We start from the raw sequence: 22,643 nt of genomic DNA on the forward strand, positions 1-22,643 counted from the left end.
CTTCTGTGAATCTGCTCTTCTTCATGTCCGTCATTCTCCTTCAGTGACGGACTTCTCTCTACTTTTGATTGGTAAGACCTAAGGGGTGCAGATCAATACTGAAAAGTACAGGCCTAGGCCCCAGTTGCATTGATTGCGGGTCAGGCGCAGCAGGTGATCCGCAATCTCTGTGTTCTTGTCCGACTGTCGTGGCGGATAACGATCGCAGGCTTCGCTGATGCCAAACACCAAGCAGGCCTGCCGGAGCGATAGGCGATGCCGGTCTAGCGCCCATTGTGCCATCTCCCGCAGTCGAGATGGCGTCACACTTTTTCCAGCCCCCCTTTTTTCCAGCGTCTCTTTGACGACTTCGGCCTTGAGGAGCCTTATAACCTAGCTGGCATCAGTCCCAAAGCCTTTGAACGCACCCCGAAATGACAATGGTATTTGTCAATTACCCTTGGGACAGTCCTGTTACGAATTTTTATTCAGTATCTTACGCGACTTTCCATTCAAACCTAGGTAAGCCTTGTGCAATAGCAGAACTCTTGGAGACCGAAACGTAACTAGCTGTCGGTATGCCCATATATAAACAAAAACAAATATAACTGCACATAACTGCAGCATCCACTGTATTTTCCAAAACAGTAGTGCAGGCATAATCGAAAATAGGGCAACGCCCCACAAATACGGTGTAGTTTTACTGTTTCTTTGTGTAAGATGCTTGGCTTCCTGACTACCCACCATCCAACGAACAAGACGCTTGTAAACTATTTGATGGAAATGCAAGCTATCAGGTAATCCTGCCGGTACATTTCTTTTCTTGCGCCGGTAGATTGAAAATAATGTTTCCAGAACCGGATAAATCAAAATCTGCAACGGAAACCAAGGTGACACAGCATCCGGGTGTCGGCTTACCAGCAAAACCGCGATTTGCGCCAGTAAGAAGCCGATGAAATAAGCTCCGGCATCCCCTGCAAAGATCAATCCACGTGGATAGTTCCAAACCAGAAATCCGAAGATTGCCCCTGCCCCTGCCAAGCAAAGTACCAGCAATTCAAGGTCGCCAACTGCAAGTGCGGTATAGCCGAATGCCGCCAAGGCAAAAAGTGCGACTCCCCCCATCAGCCCGTTGTAGCCATCAATAATATTGATGGAATGACATACACCTCCCACCGCAAACACGGTAAACAGGATCGCAACTGTGGGGAATGCCTGCAAGACATAATCCACCCCAGGTATCCCCAGTTTGGGCAGGATGCTGCCACTGAGCCACGCGGCCAACCCAGCAGAGGCGAATGCAGCCAGCAGTCGCCATAGCGGGGAAACCCGCTTGGTCAAATCCTCTGCCAGACCAGCCAGGAATACGGGTAGCCCGGCCAGTAATAACCCACCAAACAACTTGCCGACGTGGTCATGGGCAAACTGCGATACCAGCGCCGCCACCACCATCCCTAGGAAGACCGGTAGCCCGCCGATGCGAGGTGTTGGATTCGCGTGGAATTTCTGCACACCGTTACTGCTATCCATGCTTAGCCGTGCATGCAGATGCTGGGTATGAATCAGCGCGATACAGCCAGCCAGGCTGGTAAGCAGCGCTACAATAAAAATCGATAACAACATGTTTTTAGAAGGTACCTACATGGTTCAAGCAGCACGCTTGATCGTTAAAAGCAGCTTTATGTACGGCATTGTATCGGAACGCTTACAGGATAAATATCCGCCAAACTGACATTGGTGCAATAAAAAACGGCACTTGCCAAGGCAAGTGCCGTTTACCTGAGTTCGCTGAACTTACCACACCTGCAAATAGCTCAGCATCCCTTCCGCCGCCTGACGCCCTTCGAACACTGCCCGTACCACCAGATCGGCGCCACGCACCTGGTCGCCGCCGGCGAAAATTTTCGGGTTGCTGGTCTGGTGTTTGAAGGCTTGCTGCTCCGGTGCCACGGTGCGGCCGCGCTTATCAGTCTTAATGCCGGTGTGGCCGAACCAGTCTGCCGCCTTGGTCTGGAAACCGAACGCGATCACGACGTGATCGCACTCGATGACCTGCTCCGAGCCTTCGACCACCTCGGCGGCACGACGGCCTTTCTCGTCCGGCGCGCCCAGCCGGGTCTCTGCCAGGTGCAGGCGCAGGCTGCCGTCGGCGCCCTCGCCGATGCCCAGCGGCTGGCGGTTCCACAGGAACTCGACACCCTCTTCCTTCGCATTGCCGACTTCGCGCTTGGAGCCTGGCATGTTGGCTTCGTCGCGGCGGTAGGCGCAGATCACGCTCTTGGCGCCCTGGCGGATGGCGGTGCGGTTGCAGTCCATCGCGGTGTCGCCGCCACCCAGTACCACCACGCGCTTGCCCTGCATCGACAGGTGCGCCTCGCCTTCCGGCAGGGTGCCCATGCTGTGGCGCACGTTGTTGATCAGGAACGGCAGCGCTTCCAGCACGCCGGGCAGGTATTCACCGTCGAAGCCGCCCTTCATGAACTTGTAGGCGCCCATGCCCATGAACACCGCGTCATACTCTTCCAGCAGCTCGTCGATGGTGACCTGCACGCCGATCTCGGTGTTGAGACGGAAGGTGACGCCCATCTCTTCCATGATCAGGCGGCGAGTCTTGATCACGCTCTTTTCCAGCTTGAACTCGGGGATGCCGAAGGTGATCAGGCCGCCGATTTCCTCGTAGCGGTCGAACACCACCGGCTTGACGCCGTTGCGCACCAGCACGTCTGCGCAGGCGAGGCCGGCCGGGCCGGCGCCGATGATGGCCACCTTCTTGTCGGTCCAGATCACCTTGGACATGTCCGGACGCCAGCCGGCCTTGAACGCCTCGTCGGTGATGTACTTCTCCACGCTGCCGATGGTGACAGCGCCGAAGCCGCCCTGCTCCAGGGTGCAGGCGCCTTCGCACAGCCGGTCCTGCGGGCAAACGCGACCGCAGATTTCCGGCAGGCTGTTGGTCTTGTGCGACATCTCGGCCGCCTCGAACAGCTTGCCCTCCTTCACCAGCTTCAGCCAGTTGGGGATGTAGTTGTGCACCGGGCATTCCCATTCGCAGTACGGGTTGCCACAGGACAGGCAACGCCCGGCCTGGTCACCGGCATCCACGCTGTGCAGCGGGGTGTAAATCTCTTTGAATTCGATCTTGCGCACCGCGGCTTCGACTTTGTCGCCGGGGTTGCGCGAGAGCTTCATGAACTGGAAAACGTCACCCATGATCATTCCTCCGTCCTTGCGGCCAACGTTGGCCGCAAGGCGTTTCTTTCTTGTCCAGGGGCGGACAGGCCGCCCGTCGCTTAGTCTTTCAGCAGGCTGTCGAGCTTGGCCGCCTTCGGTTTCACCAGCCAGAAGTAGTCGACGTAGTCGTCGAAGTTCTCCAGCATCGCGCGCCCGGTTTCGGAACCGGTCAGCTCGACGTGCTTGGCGATCTTCTCCAGCAGGTAGGCGCGGTACATGCCCATCGCCTCGCCGTTGATCAGGTTGATGTCGACCAGCTCGTTGTTGTAGCGGTAGGCAAACTTCTCGGCACGGTCAAACACGAAGGCGAAGCCACCGGTCATGCCGGCACCGAAGTTGTAGCCGGTCTCGCCCAGCACGATGACGCTGCCGCCGGTCATGTACTCGCAGCAGTGGTCACCGGCGCCCTCGATCACCGCCAGCGCGCCGGAGTTGCGCACCCCGAAGCGCTCGCCGGCGACGCCGGCCGCGAACAGCTGGCCACCGGTGGCGCCGTACAGGCAGGTGTTACCGATGATGATGGACTCGTCCGGCTTGTAGGCGGCGTCCTTCGGCGGGTAGATCACCACCCGGCCACCGGCCATGCCCTTGCCGACGTAGTCGTTGGCATCGCCTTCCAGCTCCAGGTGCAGGCCCGACGCGTTCCACACGCCGAAGCTCTGGCCGGCGGAACCGCTGAACTTCACCTTCAGGCAGCCGAACGGCAGGCCGGCGGCACCGTGCACGCGGGCGATCTCGCCGGACAGGCGCGCGCCGATGGAGCGGTGGATGTTCTCGATGTCGTAACGCAGTTCCAGCATCTGCTTGTTGTGGATCGCCGGCAGCGCATCCTTGAGGATCTGTTCCGCCAGCTCGCCCTTGTCGAACGACGGGTTGGAGTCGGTGACGCAGAAGCGCGGCACGTCATCCGGTACCGTGCCCTGCGACAGCAGCGGCGCCAGGTTCAGCTTGTGCTGCTTGTCGGTGACGCCGGCCTCGAGGTTGAGCAGCTCCATGCGGCCGATCAGCTCCTCCATGTTGCGGGCGCCGAGCTTGGCCATCCACTCGCGGGTTTCCTGGGCGATGAACAGGAAGTAGTTCATCACCATTTCCGGCAGGCCGATGAAGTACTTCGAGCGCAGCTTCACTTCCTGCGTCGCCACGCCGGTGGCGCAGTTGTTCAGGTGGCAGATGCGCAGGAACTTGCAGCCCAGCGCCACCATCGGGCCGGTACCGAAGCCGAAGCTCTCGGCGCCCATGATCGCGGCCTTGATCACGTCGAGGCCGGTCTTCAGGCCACCGTCGGTCTGCACCCGCACCCGACCACGCAGGCCGTTGGCGCGCAGCACCTGCTGTGCCTCGGTCAGGCCCAGCTCCCACGGGCTGCCGGCGTACTTCACCGACGCCAGCGGGCTGGCACCGGTACCGCCGTCGTAACCGGAGATGGTGATCAGGTCGGCGTAGGCCTTGGCCACGCCAGCGGCGATGGTGCCCACGCCCGGTTCGGCGACCAGTTTCACCGACACCAGCGCGGTCGGGTTGACCTGCTTCAGGTCGAAAATCAGCTGCGCCAGGTCCTCGATGGAATAGATGTCGTGGTGCGGCGGCGGCGAGATCAGCGAGATGCCCGGCTTGGAGCAGCGCAGCTTGGCGATCAGTGGCGATACCTTGTCACCCGGCAGCTGGCCGCCCTCGCCCGGCTTGGCGCCCTGTGCCACCTTGATCTGCAGCACTTCGGCGTTGACCAGGTAGTGCGGGGTGACGCCGAAACGGCCGGACGCCACCTGCTTGATCTTGGACATCTTCTCGGTGCCGTAACGCGACGGGTCTTCGCCGCCCTCGCCGGAGTTGGAACGACCGCCGAGGCGGTTCATCGCGGTGGCCATCGCCTCGTGCGCTTCCGGCGACAGCGCGCCCAGCGACATGCCGGCGGAGTCGAAACGCTTGAGAATGCTTTCCACCGGTTCCACCTCGTCGATGGAGATCGGGGTGATGCCGTCGAAGTTCAGCGTCATCAGGTCGCGGAACATCGCCACCGGACGGTTGTTGACCAGCTCGGCATACTGCTTGTACGCGTCGTAGTCGGTGTTCTGCACCGCCTTCTGCAGCGTCATCACCACGTCCGGGTTGTAGGCGTGGTACTCCTCGCCGTGCACGTACTTGAGCAGGCCGCCCTGCGTCACCGCCCGCATCGGGTTGAAGGCCAGCTTGGACAGCTTCTGCTGGTCGTCCTCGAAGTCGTCGAAGTTGGCGCCGGAGATGCGCGACACGGTGCCCTTCAGGCACAGCGCCACCACGTCTTCGTGCAGGCCGATACCTTCGAACAGCTGCGCACCGCGGTAGCTGGCGATGGTGGAGATGCCCATCTTGGACAGCACCTTCATCAGGCCCTTGTTGATGCCCTTGCGGTAGTGCTGCAGCGCTTCGTTGATGCGCAGGTTGACGTCACCGGTGGCCACCAGATCGACAATGCTCTGGTAGGCGAGGTACGGGTACACCGCGGTGGCGCCGTAGCCGATCAGCGCGGCCATCTGGTGCGGGTCGCGCACGGTACCGGTTTCCAGGAGGATGTTGGACTTGCAACGCAGACCGGCATCGATCAGCGCGTGGTGCACGGCACCGGTGGCGAACAGTGCGTGGATAGGCAGACGGTTGGCCGCAATGGTGCGGTCGGACAGCACCACGATCACGGTGCCCTCCTGTACCGCCTCCACCACGTGGGCGCACAGCTTGCGGATCGCCTGCTCCAGATTGCCTTCGGCCGGGTCGTAGCACAGGTCGAAGGTGGTGGCCTTCAGGTAGGCTTCCGGACGGGTGGTGATGCGCAGGAATTTCTCGCGCGACAGCACCGGGCTGCGCACTTCCAGCCGCTTGGCGTGCTCGGCGGTTTCCTCGAACATATTGCGCTCGGGGCCGAACACAGTGTTCAGCGACATCACGATCGCTTCGCGGATCGGGTCGATCGGCGGGTTGGTCACCTGCGCGAACTGCTGGCGCAGGTAATCAAACGGCGAGCGCACCTTCTGGCTCAGCACCGCCATCGGGGTGTCGTCACCCATCGAACCGACCGCCTCCTGACCTTCCTCGGCCAGCACGCGCAGGATCTGGTCACGCTCCTCAAAACTGATGTTGAACAGTTTCTGGTAGGTCAGCAGCTGCTCTTTCGGCCACGCTTCCAGGCCGGCGTCGTCCTCGATCGACAGTTCCAGACGCGAACCGGCGTCCTTGATCCACTGCCGGTACGGCTTGGCGGATTTCAGCTGCGCGTCGATGTCTTCCGGATACAGGATCTCGCCGGTCTGCAGGTCGGCGGCGAACAACTGCCCCGGCTTCACGCGGCCCTTCTTCACCACGTCTTCCGGCTTGTAGTCCCAGACGCCGACTTCGGAGGCGATGGTGAGGATATTGTCCTTGGTCAGCACCCAGCGCGCCGGGCGCAGGCCGTTACGGTCCAGCATGCAACCGGCGTAGCGACCATCGGTCAGCACGATACCGGCCGGGCCGTCCCACGGCTCCATGTGCATGGAGTTGAATTCGTAGAACGCGCGCAGGTCCTTGTCGGTGGAATCGACGTTCTGCCATGCCGGCGGCACCAGCAGGCGCAGTGCGCGGAACAGCGGAATGCCCCCCATCAGCAGGCCTTCCAGCATATTGTCCAGCGACATCGAGTCCGAGCCGTCGGTCTGCACGATCGGGCGGATGGCGTCCATGTCGATGTGCGGCGAGGACATGATGCGCTCGCGCGCGCGCGCCCAGTGGCGGTTGCCCTGCACGGTGTTGATCTCGCCGTTGTGGGCGAGGAAGCGGAACGGCTGCGCCAGCTTCCATTGCGGCCAGGTATTGGTGGAGAAGCGCTGGTGGAATACCGCCAGGCTGGACTCGAAACGCGGGTCGGACAGGTCGAGGTAGAACTTGTGCAGGTTGTCCGGCGTCACCAGCCCCTTGTACGACAGCGTGTGCGGCGACAGCGTCGGCAGGTAGAAGTACGGGTCGTCGGCCTTGTTGGCCTTTTCCGCCTGGCGGCGGCCCATGTACAGGCGGCGCTGGAACGACAGCTCGTCCATGCCGAACGGACAGTTGACGAATACCTGGTAGAAGCTTGGCAACGACGCCAGCGCCTGCTCGCCACAGGCGGCGAGGTCGATCGGCACCACGCGGAAGCCCGCCACTTCCAGCCCCTGCTGCTCCAGATACTCCTTCAGCCGGTTGCGGCTGCGCTCGCCCTCTTGCGGGTGCGCAAACACCAGGCCGGCGGCGTACACTGCCTTGAGGGTGATGCCGGCTTCGGCGGCCACTTCGCGCAGGAAGCCGTCCGGCTTGCGAAACAGCAGGCCACAGCCGTCACCGGATTTGCCGTCGGCGGCGACAGCACCGCGGTGCGTCAGCTTGGCCAGCGAGGAAATGGCGGTGTTCACCAGCCAGTGTGACGGCTTGTCGTCCAATTGCGCGATCAAGCCGAAACCACAGCTGTCTTGTTCGAAGTCGGGGCTGTATAAGGTGCCCTCCAACCAACGCTGTCTGTCCATTCTAGGTCCCTGATTATAATGTGTAGCGAATGGATTGATTCTAAGGTCAAGATAGCTGACCTGCAACCGCTTTTTGTGCGACGCATTATCGACATAAAATCAACAACTTGAGTCGTTTTTATGCAAAAAAAATACAACACAAACACCACAAAAGTTTATGTTTAAGAGACATCAACATTCAAAAACACGACCAGACAAAGCCACGTCTGACACCCTACAAACTACTGTGTAATGTATACAAAACAGGATAAGCGATGAGCATGCGCGACGGCCGTCCCGCCCCGACGCCCAGCCTGTTCCGCCAGCTGGCGGAGCAGGCGCTGGCGCGCTCGGCCGGCGCCCCGCTGGTGGCCGGCAACCGTGTCGAGCTGCTGTTCGACGCCGCGGCCAACTTTGCCGCCTGGCTGGACGCCATCGCTCGCGCCGAACACTGCATCCTGGTCGAAATGTACCTGTTCGCCGACGACGATTTCGGCCGCCAGCTGCGCAGCGCGCTGCAGGACAAGGCACGGCAAGGCGTCAGGGTGTACCTGCTCTACGACTGGCTGGGTAGCTGGCGCGAACACTACCGCGGCTTTTTCAAACCGCTGCTGCAGGCCGGCGCCGAGGTACGGGTGTGGCAGCCGCCGTCGTTCGGCAAGGGCTTCCGCCTGCTGGGCCGCGACCACCGCAAGCTGATCGTGGTCGACGGCCACACCGCCTTCATCGGCGGGCTGTGCGCCAGCTCGCGCTGGAACGACTGGCGCGATACCGGGCTGCGGCTGCGGGGGCCGCTGCTGGACGATGCCGTCGCCGCCTTCGCCGACAGCTGGCTGCACGCCGGCGACGGCGCGCTGCCGCCTGTCGCCACCGACCGCAGCAGCCATGGCGAGGTCGCCGCGCGGCTGATCGCCACCACCCCGGCCACCGCCAACCTGATGCGGCTGGATCTGCTGATCGCCGGCTTTGCGCGGCGGCGGCTGTGGCTGACCGATGCCTACTTCATGGGCACCAGCACCTATCTCACCGCCTTGCAGCAGGCGGCGCGCGACGGCGTCGACGTGCGGCTGCTGGTGCCGCGCTCCAGTGACATCGGCTGGATCGCCACCGTGTCACGCACGCTGTACCGGCCGCTGCTCAGCGCCGGAGTGCGGGTGTTCGAGTGGGACGGCACCATGATCCACGCCAAGACCGCGGTCGCCGACAGCCGCTGGGCGCGCATCGGCTCCACCAATCTCAATGTCTCCAGCTGGCTGGCCAACCGCGAGCTGGACCTGGCGATCGAGGACGAGGCGCTGGCGCGGCAGATGGAAACCCGCTTCCTGCACGACCTGGACAACGCCACCGAGATCGTGCTCAGCGGTCAGCACCTGCGCCCGGCGCTGAAACACGCGCGCGGCGAGCGCCGCCGGCTGCCGGTGCGACAGCAGGCGGTGGTCGGTGCCGCCGCCGCCGCGCGCCAGGCGCTGCGCATCGGCGATGCCGTCGGCGCCGCGGTGCGTGGCACCCGCAACGTGGAGCAGAGCGAGGCCGCCTCCTTCCTCAGCATCGCGCTGACCCTGCTTGGCCTGACCCTGCTCGTGCTGCTGTTTCCGTGGCTGGCGGCGCTACCGCTGGCGCTGCTGCTCGGTTTTGCCGGCATCTCGGTGCTGCTGCGCGCCGCCACGCTGTACCGCCGGCGCTGGCAAAAAAAACAACACCCCGCCGCGCCCGCCAGGCCGGACAAGCCGCCGCCGGACGATGATGTTAAGCCTTGATTTTGCGACCATCCGCCGCGCCCCGGCCAGCCTTGCCCGGCGCAGTATTACCGCGAAATGACAGCAACGGCGGGCGCACGATACTGCTGTGCAACATCTGTGCCGCCATTGCCGCTACAATGCGCGCTTTCTTGGGTTATTCGAAGGTGTTTTCCGTTGCGGCCAACCTTGCAGGGCCACCCGGACGACAACACCCTAAGCCGGCAGACGTGAAGGCAAAGCAAGGCTTTGCCCAGTGCGGACCGCGGTGCAAAGCGCCCCTTTGCTCCGGCCTTGCGCCCGATTTCCATCGGGAGGGCAAGACGGAAAAACCACGCGCCTCAAGGCCAGCCATCCAGGGCGGCGGCATCACGTCGTACGTACAGAACTGTGCCCCAACGCGCACCGAGTGACACTTCCGGCCATGCCGCGAAGGCCGTAACAGGCGTTACAGGTGCCCGGGATCTTCCCTGCCCGCAGCAGGGGACCCAAGCCTTCGTCTGCAGCCGCCTTGCGCATCACGGCAGTGTCCGAGTTAACCGCAACAAGGACTCAGGTATGCGTTTTCACTTCCCGATCGTCATCATCGACGAAGATTTCCGTAGCGAGAACACCAGCGGCTCCGGCATCCGCGAGCTGGCCAACGCCATCCAGGCCGAAGGCATGGACGTGATCGGCTACACCAGCTACGGCGACCTGACTTCGTTCGCGCAGCAGCAAAGCCGCGCCGCCGGCTTCATCCTGTCGATCGACGACGAGGAATTCCAGACCGACGAAGATGCCACCTCGGCACTGGGCGGCCTGTACGGTTTTGTCGCCGAGATCCGCCGCCGCAACCCGGACATCCCGGTGTACCTGTACGGCGAGACGCGCACCGCGCGCCACATCCCCAACGACATCCTGCGCGAGCTGCATGGTTTCATCCACATGCACGAGGACACCCCGGAATTCGTGGCGCGCCACATCATCCGCGAGGCCAAGAGCTACCTCGACACCCTGGCGCCGCCGTTCTTCCGCGCGCTGGTCAACTACGCGCAGGATGGTTCCTACTCCTGGCACTGCCCCGGCCACTCCGGCGGCGTGGCCTTCCTGAAGTCGCCGGTCGGCCAGATGTTCCACCAGTTCTTCGGCGAAAACATGCTGCGCGCCGACGTGTGCAACGCGGTAGAAGAACTCGGCCAGCTGCTGGACCACACCGGCCCGGTCGCGGCGTCGGAACGCAATGCGGCGCGCATTTTCAGCTCCGACCACTGCTTCTTCGTCACCAACGGCACCTCGACCTCGAACAAGATCGTGTGGCACAGCACCGTCGCCGCCGGCGACATCGTGCTGGTCGACCGCAACTGCCACAAGTCCAACCTGCACGCGATCATGATGACCGGCGCCATTCCGGTGTTCCTGATGCCGACGCGCAACCACTACGGCATCATCGGCCCGATCCCGAAGGCGGAATTCTCACTGGACGCGATCCGCGCCAAGATCGCGGCCAACCCGTTCGCCCGCGAGGCACTGGCCAAGAACCCGAACGCCAAGCCGCGCATCCTGACCATCACCCAGTCCACCTACGACGGCATCATGTACAACGTCGAGGAGATCAAGGGCATTCTGGACGGTGAGGTCGACACCCTGCACTTCGACGAAGCGTGGCTGCCGCACGCCAGCTTCCACGACTTCTACGGCGACTTCCACGCTATCGGCGAGGGCCGTCCGCGCTGCAAGGAGTCGATGATCTTCTCGACGCAATCCACGCACAAGCTGCTGGCCGGCATCTCGCAGGCGTCGCAGATCCTGGTGCAGGACCCGCAGAACCGCCAGCTGGATACCCACAGCTTCAACGAAGCCTACCTGATGCACACCTCCACCAGCCCGCAGTACGCGATCATCGCCAGCTGCGACGTGGCGGCGGCGATGATGGAACAGCCGGGCGGCCAGGCGCTGGTGGAAGAATCGCTGGCCGAAGCGCTGGAATTCCGCCGCTCGATGCGCAAGGTGGACGAGGAGTACGGCGAGGACTGGTGGTTCCGCGTGTGGGGCCCGGAAAAGCTGTCGGAAGACGGCATCTGCGACCCGCAGGACTGGGAACTGAAAACCGGCGAAACCTGGCACGGCTTTGCCGGCATCGAGGACGGCTTCAACCTGCTGGACCCGATCAAGGCCACCATCCTGACCCCGGGCCTGAACGTGGACGGCAGCTTCGAAGAGCTGGGCATCCCGGCCTCGATGGTGACCAAATACCTGGCCGAACACGGCGTGGTGGTGGAAAAGACCGGCCTGTACAGCTTCTTCATCATGTTCACCATCGGCATCACCAAGGGCCGCTGGAACACGCTGCTGGCGGCGCTGCAACAGTTCAAGGATGACTTCGACAAGAACCAGCCGCTGTGGCGCTGCATGCCGGACTTCATCGCCAAGCATCCGGAGTACGAGCGCGTCGGCCTCAAGGACCTGTGCCTGAAGATCCACCGCGCCTACCACGAGCACAACGTGGCGCGGCTGACCACAGAGATCTACCTGTCGGAAATGGTGCCGGGCATGAAGCCGTCGGACGCGTTTGCCAAGATGGCGCACCGCGAAGTGGAGCGCGTGCCGGTGGACCAGCTGGAAGGTCGCATCACCGCGGTACTGCTGACCCCATACCCGCCGGGCATCCCGCTGCTGATTCCGGGCGAAGTGTTCAACAAGACCATCGTCGACTATCTGCGCTTCACCGAGCAGTTCAACCGCGGCTTCCCCGGCTTCGAGACCGACGTGCACGGCCTGATCGCCGAAGTCCGTGACGGCAAGAAGACCTACTTCGTGGATTGCGTGAAGGCCTGATCCCGAGCACGGGCAAACGATGCGGCCAACCTTGTACAAGGTTGGCCGCATTTTTCATGGCCGCGCGCCAGGCTCACTGGTAGCCGCGAAAGGTGCGGGCGAAGCTGCCGTCGCGCAGCAGCGCCTGGTAGCTGTGGCGCAGCCGTGCCAGCGTCGCCGGCGGTGTGCCGAGGCTGGCGGCCAGGTACAACTCCATGGTCAGCGGCAAGGGCAGCAACTGGCGGAACTGGCGGCAATCCAGCAGCTCGCGGCGGCAATAGGCCTGCAAGCTGTCCGCGGAAATCGGCACCGCATCGATCCAGCCCAGCTGCAGCCGGCGCAGATTGGTTTCCATATTGTCGGCGACATCCAGCCCGGCGTGGCGGTTGGCGCTGGCCTCGGCAAAACCCTGCTCGCGCAGCCACTGGCCGCGCACATCCTGGTTGCTGATGCCGATGCGCAGGCGACCCGCCTCCGCCAGCGTGCTGGCGCGCAGGTCGCGACGGCTGACCAGCGCATACAGCGCCACCCGCTCCGAACCCAGCCGCCCCAGCCAGTGGAACTGCGCCTCGCGCGCCGGCGTGCGCGCCAGCGAATAGATCAGCACGTTGGGCTGGTGGCTGGCCAGCGCCATGCTGCGCGCCCACGGATAGACATGATGCTGGAACGGCAGCCCGGCATGACGCAGCAACTGCTCGACAAAGCGCGGCGCCGGCCCCTGCAGGCGCTGGCCGACGATGAAATTGAACGGCGGCGCGTCTTCGGTCACCACCTTGAGCATGACATGTGCCCCCGCCAGCAGCGGCTGCAGGCAGCAACAGGCCAGCAACAGAGCATTCGCAAGCCGCATAAGCCCTCCGCGACGGGACAAGGGAGCCTCTTGCTGCGTTGTAGCCCACCGCGGCACGCGGCACAAGCCGGCCGCCAGCAAAGCGCCACGGCTCCGTAGCGCTACGGAACGACTGCCACCAGCGGCAATGCCATAATGGCAGCATGACACCCCTGCGCCCCTATCTGCTGCCCGCCAGCTGGCTGCTGCTGAGCCTGCTCGCCGGCGGCGTGCTGCTGCTGGCCGGCTTCAGCCAGCAACGCAGCCTGTTCCAGCAGAACAGCAGCATCGCCCACCGCCTGCTCAGCCAGAAAATGGTGCAGCACGAGGCGGTGCTGGCCACCCTCGCGCTGCAGCAACGGCCGCCGCCAGCCGCGGAACTGCTGGCCGGCCTGCGCCCGGCGATGCCGCAGCTGCTGGCGCTGGGCCTGCGGCAGGACGGCCGCTGGCTGGGCAGCGGCAGCACACCGCCGCCACTGGCCGCCACGCTGGCACGGGCGCGGCAACAGCACCGCATCCAGACCCAGGCCGCCGGGGTCGCGCAATACTGGCTGGTGGCGCCGTCCGGCTGGAGCCTGCTGCTCGACAGCCGCCGCCTGCTGGCGGCCAGCGAATGGCCGGCCACGCTGCAGCGGGTGCAGCTGCACCTGCCCGGCGGCAATAGCGTGCTGCTGAACCAGCCGATGCCGGACTGGGGCTGGCCGATGGCGCTCGACAAGCCGCTGCCGACCAGCGCGCAGCCGTTCACCTTTCACAGCCAGCAGCGCTACGGCATCGCGCAGTGGCCGTGGCTGAGCTGGCTGGCCACGAGCGCGGCGCTGGCGCTGCTGCTGGCGTGGCAGCACAGCCGCCGCCAGGCGCGGCAACAGGCGCAGCGCGAGCGGGAACAGGCAAGGTTGGCCGCGGTCAGCCGCCTCAGCACCTTGGGCGAGATGGCCGCCGGCATGGCGCACGAGCTGAACCAGCCGCTGACCGCTATCCTCGCCAACCTGCGCGCCTGCCAGCGGCTGCTGGACGACGACGACGAGCGCGACACGGTGCGCCAGGCGCTGGCCAGCAGCGCGGCGCAGGCCAAGCGCGCTGGCGACATCATCGCCCGCCTGCGTGCGCTGGTGACGCAGCAGGCGCCGCGGCCACTGGCCGCCGTCGACAGCGCCGCACTGCTGGCCTCGGTGCAGGACCTGCGCCGGGCCGAGCTGGCGGCGCTGGGCATCCGCCTGCACTGCCTCGATGCCAGCGGCGGGCGGCGGGCGCTGGCCGACAGCGTGGCGCTGGAGCAGATCGTGCACAACCTGCTGCAGAACGCGGTCGACGCGCTGGCCGGCCAGCCCGGCAGCATCGAGATCCGCGCCGACAGCGACGCCGGCCGCTACCGGCTGCAAGTCAGCGACAGCGGCCCCGGCATCGCCGCCACCGACCTGCCGCAGCTGTTCCAGCCGTTTTTCAGCACCAAAGCCGGCGGCATGGGGCTGGGACTGAGCCTGTGCGAGACACTGGCGCACAGCCTGCACGGCCAGCTCACTGCGGCCAACCTGCCCGCCGGCGGCGCCTGCTTCACGCTGCGCCTGCCGCTGGCCGACGAGGACAACGCATGAACCAGCAGCACTCTCCACTGATCTACCTGGTCGACGACGACGACGCAGTGCGCGAGGCACTGGCACTGCTGCTGAAAAGCGTCGGCCTGCGCGCCGAGGGCTTTGCCAGCCCGCAGCAGTTCCTGGCGCAGCACGACCGCCACAGCATCGGCTGCGTGGTGCTGGACATCCGCATGCCCGGCATCAGCGGGCTGGACGTGCTCGACACCCTTGCCGCCGGCAGCGACCTGCCGGTGATCATGCTCACCGGCCACGGCAACGTCGACCTCTGCCGCCGCGCGTTCAAGAACGGCGCCGAGGAATTCCTGCAGAAACCGGTCGACGACGACGTGTTCCTCGACAGCGTGCAAAAAGCGGTGCGCCAGCACATCGCCCGCCGCGACAAGCAGGCCGCCAGCCTCGCCGCGCAGCAGCGGCTGCAACGGCTGTCCGGACGCGAACTGGACGTGCTGCAGCGTATCGCCGACGGCATGACCAACAAGGAGATCGCGCGCGAGCTGGCGCTGTCGCCGCGCACGGTGGAAACCTACCGCGCCAACGTGTTCGCCAAGCTGGAAGTCGACACCCTGGCGCAGCTGATCCGCCACTACCTGCTGCTGCTGCCGCAACGCTGAGCACCGCGCCGGCAATGCGCGGCCCCCCCGGCGTCAAGCGCGCCGGGCGGCCCTGCCCTCGCCGCCGCTCGTGCCGCGACCAGCCTCCGGCTCCGTACTGCTACGGAGGCCGCCGCGTAATCGACCGAATATCGCGCCGGCGGCGCAGCAGCTAAGCTGATCCTGTCGTCCCCACTCATTCCGCACAGGAGCTTGATCATGATCCGTACCCTCATCGCCGTTACCCTGCTCGCCGCCAGCGCCGCCCATGCCGCCCCGGTGACCGAACGCAATATCGCGCTGGCCGACGCGCAGAAGCTGGCCAGCGACGCGGTGGCGCAGTGCCTGGCCAAGGGCTGGAACGTCGGCGTCAGCGTGGTCGACCGCGCCGGCAACCTGAAAGCCTTCGCCCGCGCCGACAACGCCGGCCCGCACACCATCGAGGCCAGCCGTGCCAAGGCGTTCACCTCCGCCTCCGCCAAGGCGCCGACCCAGGCGATGATGGAAAACGCGCAGAAGAATCCCGGTGCGGCCAACCTCACCGACATCCCCGGCTTCCTGCTGCTGGGCGGCGGCGTGCCGCTGAAGGCCGGTAACGAGGTGATCGGCGCCATCGGCATCGGCGGCGCCCCCGGCGGCCACCTCGACGAGCAGTGCGCACTGGCCGCCATCGATGCCAACGCCGCGCTGTTCAAGTAAGTCCCAGCCCGCGTTTCGCAGCATGAAAAAAGCCACGCCCGAGAGCGTGGCTTTTGTTTTCCCGGGCTGAGTTGCGGCCAGAGTTGGCCGCAGGACATACCCGCACCAAAAACGTAGCCCGGCGAAGCGCCAGGCAGCGGCCAGCCGGCCATGAAAAAGCCACGCCCGGGAGCGTGGCTTGTAAGCAACTGCGTTGCGGCCAACGTTGGCCGCAGCGCTTACTCCGCCAGCGCCTGCGCCAGGTCGGCGAGGATGTCGTCAATGTCCTCGATGCCGATCGACAAGCGCAACTGGCCCTCGCGGATGCCCAGCGCCGCCTTCTGCTCCGGCGGCATGCCGCCGTGCGACATGGTGTAGCTGTGGTTGACCAGCGACTCCACCCCGCCCAGCGATTCCGCCAGCAGGAACAGCTGCAACCGGCTGGCGACGCGGCTGGCGGCGGCGCGGCTGTCTTCCTTCAGGTAGACGGTGACGATGCCGCCGAAGCGGCGCATCTGGCGTTTCGCCAGCTCGTGCCCCGGGTGTTCGGGCAGGCCGGGGAAGAACACCTTGTCGATGGCCGGATGGCCCTGCAGGAAGGCGGCCACCTTCTCGGCGTTGTCGCAGTGCCGCTCCATGCGCAGCGCCAGCGTCTTGATGCCGCGCAGGGTCAGGAAACAGTCCTGCGGCCCCGGTACCGCGCCGGCGGCGTTCTGGATGAACTTGATCGCCTTGAACAGCGCCGCGTCGTTGACCGCCACCAGCCCCAGCAGCACGTCGGAATGGCCGCCGAGGTATTTGGTGGCGGAGTGCACCACGATGTCGGCACCCTGGTTCAGCGGGTTCTGCAGGTAGGGCGTGGCGAAGGTGTTGTCCACCGCCACCACCGCCCCGTGGCTGTGCGCGATCGCCGCCAGCGCGGCGATGTCGACCATGCCCAGCAGCGGGTTGGTCGGCGTCTCCAGCCACACAAGCCGGGTGTTGCTGCTGATGACGGCCTCAAGGTTGGCCGCATCGGACAGGTCGGCAAAGGTCACCTTGATGCCCTGCGCCGCCAGCACCTTGTCGAGGATGCGGTAGGCGCCGCCGTACAGGTCAGCCACCGCGATCACCTCGTCACCGGGCTTGAGCGTGGCGCGCAGCACCGCGTCGATCGCCGCCATGCCGCTGGCGAAGGCGAGGCCGTGCGCCGCGTCTTCCAGCGCCGCGAAGTTGGCCTCCAGCGCCGCCCGCGTCGGGGTGCCGGTGCGGGCGTAGGCGAATTCCAGCGACTCGCCCACCGCGTCGTGGGCAAAGGCGGAGGTCTGGTAGATCGGTGGCATCACCGCGCGGTTGTGCTGGTGGTAGTCAAAACCGGCGTGGATCGCCTTGGTGGCAAATTTCATGGTATCCCTCGTTTCGCTCATGGCCGCATGGGGCGCGTCAGCGGGCGTGGGCGCGGCCGAAGTGGCGCTCCACCCGTTGCTGCACCTGTTCGAACAGCGCGCTCAACACCCAGTAGATCGCCGCCGCCATCAGGTACAGCGGCAGCGGCTGGAAAGTCTGCGCGATCAGGTCCTTGGTCACCATCATCAGCTCGGAGACGGTGATCACCGATACCAGCGAGGTGTCCTTGATCAGCGAGATCAGGCTGTTGGCGAGGCTGGGCACCGCCAGCCGCACCGCCTGCGGCGCGATGACGAAGCGCACCGCCGGCCACCAGCCCAGTCCCAGCGATAGTGCCGCGTCCCACTGCCCGCGCTCGACACCGGCCATCGCGCCGCGCAGGCTCTCCGACAGATAGGCGGCCACGTTCAGCGTCAGCGCCAGAATGCCGGCGGTGACCGGCTCGAACTCGATGCCGACGCTGGGCAGGCCGTAGTAGATGACAAAAATCTGCACCAGCAGCGGCGTGCCGCGCATCAGGCTGACATACAGCGCCGCCAGCTGCGACAGCAGCGGCACCTGCGCGATGCGCAGCAGCGCCACGGCGAAGCCCAGCGTCAGGCCCAGCACCATCGCCGAGACCGCGAACAGCAAGGTATAGCCGACCCCGGTCATCAGCACCGGGACGGCAGTCATTGCCAACTCAAGCCATTCCATCATTCATCCTTCAAATACAAACGCCTCCGCGACTGGCGGAGGCGTCAAGGTTGGCCGCAGCGCTCAGCGTGCGCCCGGAGCCTTCGATACGTCGATGCCGAACCACTTCACCGAGATTTTCTTGAAGCTGCCGTCCTTGTGCAAGGCATTCAGCGCGCCGTCCAGCGCCACCTTGAACTTCGGATTGCCCTTGGCGAACGGGATGCCCATCTGCGTCGCGCTGCCCACCGCGGCGCCTGCCTTCAGCGGCAGCTTGGCTTCCTTGATCGCGAACGGGATCAGCAGGCTGTCGTTGATGCCGGCGTCGATGCGGCCGGTGGCCAGATCCTGGAAGATTTCCGGTGCCGACGGGTAGAACTTGGACTCGATACCGCCCTGCGCCTTCACCATCTCGGCGTAGTTGCTGCCCTGGGTCACGCCCATCTTCTTGCCGGCGAGGTCGGCCAGGCTCTTGAAGCTGCGCTTCTCGTTCTTGCGCACGATCAGCTGCGCGCTGGAGATGGTGTACGGTTGCGAGAAGTCGAACACTTCCTTGCGCTTGTCGGTGATCGACACCTGGTTCAGCACCACGTCGAACTTGCCGCCCTGCAGGCCGGCCAAGAGGCCGCTCCACTCGCCGGTGATGAATTCCGGCTTCAGCTTCAGCTTCTGTGCCAGTGCCGCGCCCAGCTCCACTTCAAAACCGGTCAGCTTCTGGTCCTTGTCCTTAAAGTTGAACGGTGGGTAGGTGCCTTCCAGCGCGATCTTCAGCGTGCCGCGCTGCTGCACGGTGTCCAGCAGGTCGGCAGCGTAAACGTTGGCCGCAACGCCCAGCAGCGACAGGGTAAGCAGAATTTTTTTCATCTTTTATTCCTTTTTGATATTGATTTCAAAATCAATAAAATAGAAAGAACTATAACAAAGCCGACCGCTTTGCTCCAGCCTTGGCAGCGAATGAAAACGCATAAGGAAATCACCAAAAGCGGATAACAGCGGTGCCGAGTCAGCGGCAATCCAGAGCGCGATTGTACGCAATATCCCGCGCGCTGGCGCGGAAGTATTGCCAGTTGCCAGCTAGGCGGCCCGCCAGGCCACAGCCTGCCGGCAAAGAAAAAGCCCGGCGACGCCGGGCTTGCTGATGCCGTCGCGGCCGGCACGGCCGGGAACGGGCTTAGACGTTGAACAGGAAGTTCAGCACGTCGCCGTCCTGCACCACGTAGTCCTTGCCTTCGGCGCGCATCTTGCCGGCTTCCTTGGCCTTGGCTTCGCCGCCGTAGGCGACGAAATCGGCGTAGGAGATGGTCTGCGCGCGGATGAAGCCGCGTTCGAAGTCGGTGTGGATCACGCCGGCCGCCTGCGGCGCGGTGTCGCCGACGTGGATGGTCCAGGCCCGCACTTCCTTCACCCCGGCGGTGAAGTAGGTCTGCAGGCCCAAGAGCTTGTAGCCGGTGCGGATCAGGCGGTTGAGACCCGGCTCTTCCAGGCCCATGTCGGCGAGGAATTCCACCTTGTCGGCGTCGTCGAGGTCGGCGATTTCGCTCTCGATGGCGGCGCACAGTGCCACTACCGGCGCGCCTTCGGCCTCGGCCAGCGCCTTCAGCTTGTCCAGGTGCGGGTTGTTGTCAAAGCCGTCTTCCGCCACGTTGGCGACATACATCGCCGGCTTGATGGTCAGCAGGCACAGCGGCTTGAGCAGCGCCTGCTCGTCGGCATCCAGCTTCATGCTGCGTACCGGCTTGCCTTCGTTCAGGTGCGGCATCAGTTTTTCCAGCAGCGCCACCAGCTTCTGCGCGTCCTTGTCGCCGGCGCGGGCCTTCTTGCCGTCGCGGATGATCGCCTTTTCCACCGCCGACATGTCGGCCAGCGCCAGTTCGGTGCCGATGGTTTCCAGGTCGGCGATCGGATCGACACGACCGGCAACGTGCACCACGTTGTCGTCGTCGAAGCAGCGCACCACGTTGACGATGGCGTCGGTCTCACGGATGTTGGCCAGGAACTTGTTGCCGAGGCCCTCGCCCTTGGAGGCGCCAGCCACCAGACCGGCGATGTCGACGAATTCGACGATGGCCGGCTGGGTCTTCTGCGGGTTGACGATCTTGCACAGCTCGTCCAGGCGCGGATCCGGTACTTCCACGATGCCGACGTTCGGCTCGATGGTGCAGAACGGATAGTTGGCCGCTTCGATACCGGCCTTGGTCAGTGCATTGAACAGGGTGGACTTGCCGACGTTGGGCAGACCGACAATACCGCATTTCAGACTCATGGGAATTCCTCGAATTTTCCGGCCTGCGCGCTTGGCGCCGCAGGCATTGACCGGTGGCATTGTACCACCTGGCCGATCATTTTTTGTGCACTCGGGTGTTGGCCACAGCCTGCGGCCAACGTTTACTTGGCGGCGGTGTGCAGCGTTTTCATCGCCGCCGCGCTGTTGCCGGCCAGCACGTCCGGCATCACCTGCAGCGCCTTGGTGATGGCCTCGTCGATCGCCTGCTGCTCTTCGGCGCGCGCCTTCTTCAGCACGAAGTTGGCGACCTCGTTACGGTCGCCGGGATGGCCGATGCCCAGGCGCAGACGCCAGAAGTTGGGCGAGCCCAGCTTGGCGATGATGTCCTTCAGCCCGTTGTGGCCGCCGTGGCCACCACCCTGCTTCAGCCGTGCCGCGCCCGGCGGCAGGTCCAGCTCGTCGTGCACCACCAGGATTTCTTCCGGCGCGATCTTGTAGAAACGCGCCAGCGCGCCCACCGCCTGGCCGGACAGGTTCATGTAGGTCATCGGCTTGAGCAGCCACAGATCGCCTGTGGCCAACGTGGCGCGCGATACCTCGCCGAAATACTTGCCCTCGCCACGCAGCGGCGTCTTGTGCTGCCAGGCCAGTTCGTCCACCAGCCAGAAGCCTGCGTTATGGCGCGTTCTTTCGTATTCCGGCCCGGGATTTCCCAGTCCCACCACCAGACGGATTGCCGACATTCTCTTGACCCCAACAATGAAAAACCCGCTGCAGAGAGTATCAGCAGCGGGCCTCGTACCGCACCGTCAAACGGTGAGGCGCTTAAGCATTACACGCGAGCGAAGTCGATGTGCAGCACCAGTTGCTTGAACGGGTGGTTCTGGAAAGCAGCAACTTTAACTTGCTCTTTCTGACCGTCGATCACCAGTTCCAGCACTTCGTTGTGGAAGGCTTCGGTTTTCAGCGCGTAGTACATGGTGTTGTGGTCCAGGGTGATGGACACGGCTTCTTTACCTGCGCCGTAAACAACAGCAGGGGTTTGACCAGCGCGACGCAGGCGGCGGCTCGCACCAGTACCTTCCAGAACGCGCTTGGTAGCGATAACTTCGATTGCCATTTGAATAACTCCAGTTAGCTTTGCAGCTTGATTTAAATCTCCAGCCCACCGCGACCAGTGGGCTGAACGTTTACGGCAGGCAGGCGCCCGACGAAACCAGATCCTCATTGAAGAGGTAGGACACCGATTCTTCGTTGTTGATGCGACGCAGGGTTTCTGCGATCAGGCCACCAATCGATACCACGCGGATGCGGGTGCTCTGCTTGGCTTGCGCCGACAGCGGAATAGTATCGGTGATCACGACTTGGTCGATGTCCGAATTGTTGATGCGATCCACGGCCTGTCCGGAGAAGATGGCGTGGGTTGCGTAAGCCAGTACGCGCTCGGCGCCACGCTCTTTCAGCGCGGAAGCGGCCTTGCACAGCGTATTGGCGGTGTCGATCATGTCGTCGATGATCAGGCAGGTACGACCCTGCACATCACCGATGATGTTCATCACTTCGGCCACGTTGGCTTTCGGACGACGCTTGTCGATGATGGCCAGATCGGTATTCAGCGCCTTGGCCACGGCACGGGCACGGACCACGCCACCGACGTCCGGGCTGACCACGATCAGGTCTTCGATGCGCTGCGAGCGAATGTCTTTCAGCAGCACCGGGGTGGCGTAGACGTTGTCCACCGGCATGTCGAAGAAGCCCTGGATCTGGTCGGCGTGCAGGTCAACGGTCAGCACGCGGTCGATACCGGCGCTGGTCAGCATGTTGGCCACCAGTTTGGCGGTAATCGGCACCCGGGCAGAGCGCGGACGACGATCCTGGCGGGCGTAACCGAAGTACGGAATCGCGGCGGTGATACGACCGGCGGAGGCGCGTTTCAGCGCGTCGGCCATGGTCAGGATCTCCATCAGGTTGTCGTTGGTCGGCGCACAGGTCGACTGCAGGATGAACACGTCGCGACCGCGCACGTTTTCCAGCAGCTCAACGGCGACTTCGCCATCGCTGAATTTGCCGACATCGGCACGTCCCAGCGAAATGTCGAGGTGCTTGACCACGTTTTGCGCCAGTTCCGGATTTGCCGTCCCGGTGAAGACCATCAAACTATCGTATGCAGCCATAAAAGAATTGCCTTAAATCGGTAGATAAAGAAAAAGCGTGTAAGGAGCCTTACACGCTTTTTTTCTTAGTTTACTCTCGTAAGCCTGGCTGAGGAGGAAGGATTCGAACCTTCGCATGCCGGAATCAAAATCCGGTGCCTTAACCAACTTGGCGACTCCCCAGTATTCTTTAAATTGTGCAGGGTTTGGCTGAGGAGGAAGGATTCGAACCTTCGCATGCCGGAATCAAAATCCGGTGCCTTAACCAACTTGGCGACTCCCCA

At 63.9% G+C, this 22,643-nt stretch carries 16 protein-coding genes and 2 tRNA genes; 5 read left to right on the plus strand and 13 right to left on the minus strand.

The features are described 5' to 3' along the window. Positions 1 to 453: 453 nt before the first annotated feature. The 3 genes from C8E02_RS01645 to gltB form a co-directional block, all read right to left on the minus strand. Positions 454 to 1,602: an MraY family glycosyltransferase gene (locus C8E02_RS01645; RefSeq protein WP_053068186.1), complete on the minus strand. Its 1,149-nt coding sequence runs from the start codon at positions 1,600 to 1,602 to the stop codon at positions 454 to 456. A gap of 171 nt (positions 1,603 to 1,773) precedes the next feature. Then, the gene (locus tag C8E02_RS01650) at positions 1,774 to 3,189 is read right to left on the minus strand and encodes an FAD-dependent oxidoreductase (protein WP_120809425.1); all 1,416 of its coding nucleotides are present in this window, start codon (positions 3,187 to 3,189) and stop codon (positions 1,774 to 1,776) included. Between the two features lie 80 nt (positions 3,190 to 3,269). Further along, on the minus strand, positions 3,270 to 7,715 hold the full coding sequence (gene gltB / locus C8E02_RS01655; protein WP_120809398.1) for a glutamate synthase large subunit: 4,446 nt from the start codon (positions 7,713 to 7,715) through the stop codon (positions 3,270 to 3,272). A 254-nt stretch (positions 7,716 to 7,969) separates the two neighbouring features. On the opposite strand from gltB, the gene C8E02_RS01660 reads away from it, so the two are divergent. Both C8E02_RS01660 and C8E02_RS01665 read left to right on the plus strand, forming a co-directional pair. Further along, positions 7,970 to 9,451 carry a phospholipase D-like domain-containing protein gene (locus tag C8E02_RS01660; RefSeq protein ID WP_245961035.1) on the plus strand — a complete coding sequence of 494 codons (1,482 nt, stop codon included), beginning with the start codon at positions 7,970 to 7,972 and terminating at the stop codon, positions 9,449 to 9,451. A gap of 537 nt (positions 9,452 to 9,988) precedes the next feature. Beyond that, positions 9,989 to 12,247: an arginine/lysine/ornithine decarboxylase gene (locus C8E02_RS01665; protein ID WP_120809399.1), complete on the plus strand. Its 2,259-nt coding sequence runs from the start codon at positions 9,989 to 9,991 to the stop codon at positions 12,245 to 12,247. 73 nt (positions 12,248 to 12,320) lie between these two features. Here the strand turns inward: C8E02_RS01665 and C8E02_RS01670 are convergent, their stop codons facing one another. Beyond that, positions 12,321 to 13,076: a substrate-binding periplasmic protein gene (locus C8E02_RS01670; protein ID WP_120809400.1), complete on the minus strand. Its 756-nt coding sequence runs from the start codon at positions 13,074 to 13,076 to the stop codon at positions 12,321 to 12,323. Positions 13,077 to 13,219: 143 nt separating this feature from the next. On the opposite strand from C8E02_RS01670, the gene C8E02_RS01675 reads away from it, so the two are divergent. The 3 genes from C8E02_RS01675 (at position 13,220) to C8E02_RS01685 (ending at position 15,942) form a co-directional block, all read left to right on the plus strand. Further along, positions 13,220 to 14,650 (plus strand): sensor histidine kinase, encoded by a 1,431-nt coding sequence (locus tag C8E02_RS01675; RefSeq protein ID WP_120809401.1) that lies wholly within the window; start codon positions 13,220 to 13,222, stop codon positions 14,648 to 14,650. Further along, positions 14,647 to 15,264, plus strand: a complete 618-nt coding sequence (locus tag C8E02_RS01680) for a response regulator transcription factor (RefSeq protein ID WP_120809402.1) — start codon at positions 14,647 to 14,649, stop codon at positions 15,262 to 15,264. The genes C8E02_RS01675 and C8E02_RS01680 overlap by 4 nt, the downstream gene beginning before the upstream one ends. Positions 15,265 to 15,462: 198 nt before the next feature. Continuing rightward, the gene (locus C8E02_RS01685; protein WP_120809403.1) at positions 15,463 to 15,942 is read left to right on the plus strand and encodes a GlcG/HbpS family heme-binding protein; all 480 of its coding nucleotides are present in this window, start codon (positions 15,463 to 15,465) and stop codon (positions 15,940 to 15,942) included. A gap of 218 nt (positions 15,943 to 16,160) precedes the next feature. Here C8E02_RS01685 and C8E02_RS01690 read toward each other — a convergent pair whose 3' ends face one another. From C8E02_RS01690 to C8E02_RS01730, 9 genes are all read right to left on the minus strand, one after another. Beyond that, positions 16,161 to 17,327: a cystathionine gamma-synthase gene (locus C8E02_RS01690; protein WP_120809404.1), complete on the minus strand. Its 1,167-nt coding sequence runs from the start codon at positions 17,325 to 17,327 to the stop codon at positions 16,161 to 16,163. A gap of 16 nt (positions 17,328 to 17,343) precedes the next feature. Beyond that, positions 17,344 to 17,982: an amino acid ABC transporter permease gene (locus C8E02_RS01695; protein WP_245961037.1), complete on the minus strand. Its 639-nt coding sequence runs from the start codon at positions 17,980 to 17,982 to the stop codon at positions 17,344 to 17,346. 84 nt (positions 17,983 to 18,066) lie between these two features. Continuing rightward, positions 18,067 to 18,846, minus strand: a complete 780-nt coding sequence (locus C8E02_RS01700; RefSeq protein ID WP_120809405.1) for a transporter substrate-binding domain-containing protein — start codon at positions 18,844 to 18,846, stop codon at positions 18,067 to 18,069. A 307-nt stretch (positions 18,847 to 19,153) separates the two neighbouring features. After that, positions 19,154 to 20,245, minus strand: a complete 1,092-nt coding sequence (gene ychF, locus C8E02_RS01705; RefSeq protein WP_120809406.1) for a redox-regulated ATPase YchF — start codon at positions 20,243 to 20,245, stop codon at positions 19,154 to 19,156. A gap of 122 nt (positions 20,246 to 20,367) precedes the next feature. Then, the gene (gene pth / locus C8E02_RS01710) at positions 20,368 to 20,949 is read right to left on the minus strand and encodes an aminoacyl-tRNA hydrolase (RefSeq protein ID WP_120809407.1); all 582 of its coding nucleotides are present in this window, start codon (positions 20,947 to 20,949) and stop codon (positions 20,368 to 20,370) included. An 89-nt stretch (positions 20,950 to 21,038) separates the two neighbouring features. Next, a complete protein-coding gene (rplY, locus tag C8E02_RS01715) occupies positions 21,039 to 21,326 on the minus strand; it encodes a 50S ribosomal protein L25 (RefSeq protein ID WP_047967957.1) in 288 nt (95 codons plus the stop codon). Between the two features lie 70 nt (positions 21,327 to 21,396). Further along, entirely contained in the window at positions 21,397 to 22,380 is a 984-nt protein-coding gene (locus tag C8E02_RS01720) for a ribose-phosphate pyrophosphokinase (protein WP_120809408.1), read from the minus strand. Positions 22,381 to 22,465: 85 nt separating this feature from the next. Continuing rightward, positions 22,466 to 22,542 (minus strand) — tRNA-Gln (locus C8E02_RS01725). Positions 22,543 to 22,566: 24 nt separating this feature from the next. Continuing rightward, a tRNA-Gln gene (locus tag C8E02_RS01730) sits at positions 22,567 to 22,643 on the minus strand.

This window comes from Vogesella indigofera, from assembly GCF_003633895.1.
GTDB lineage: Bacteria > Pseudomonadota > Gammaproteobacteria > Burkholderiales > Chromobacteriaceae > Vogesella > Vogesella indigofera.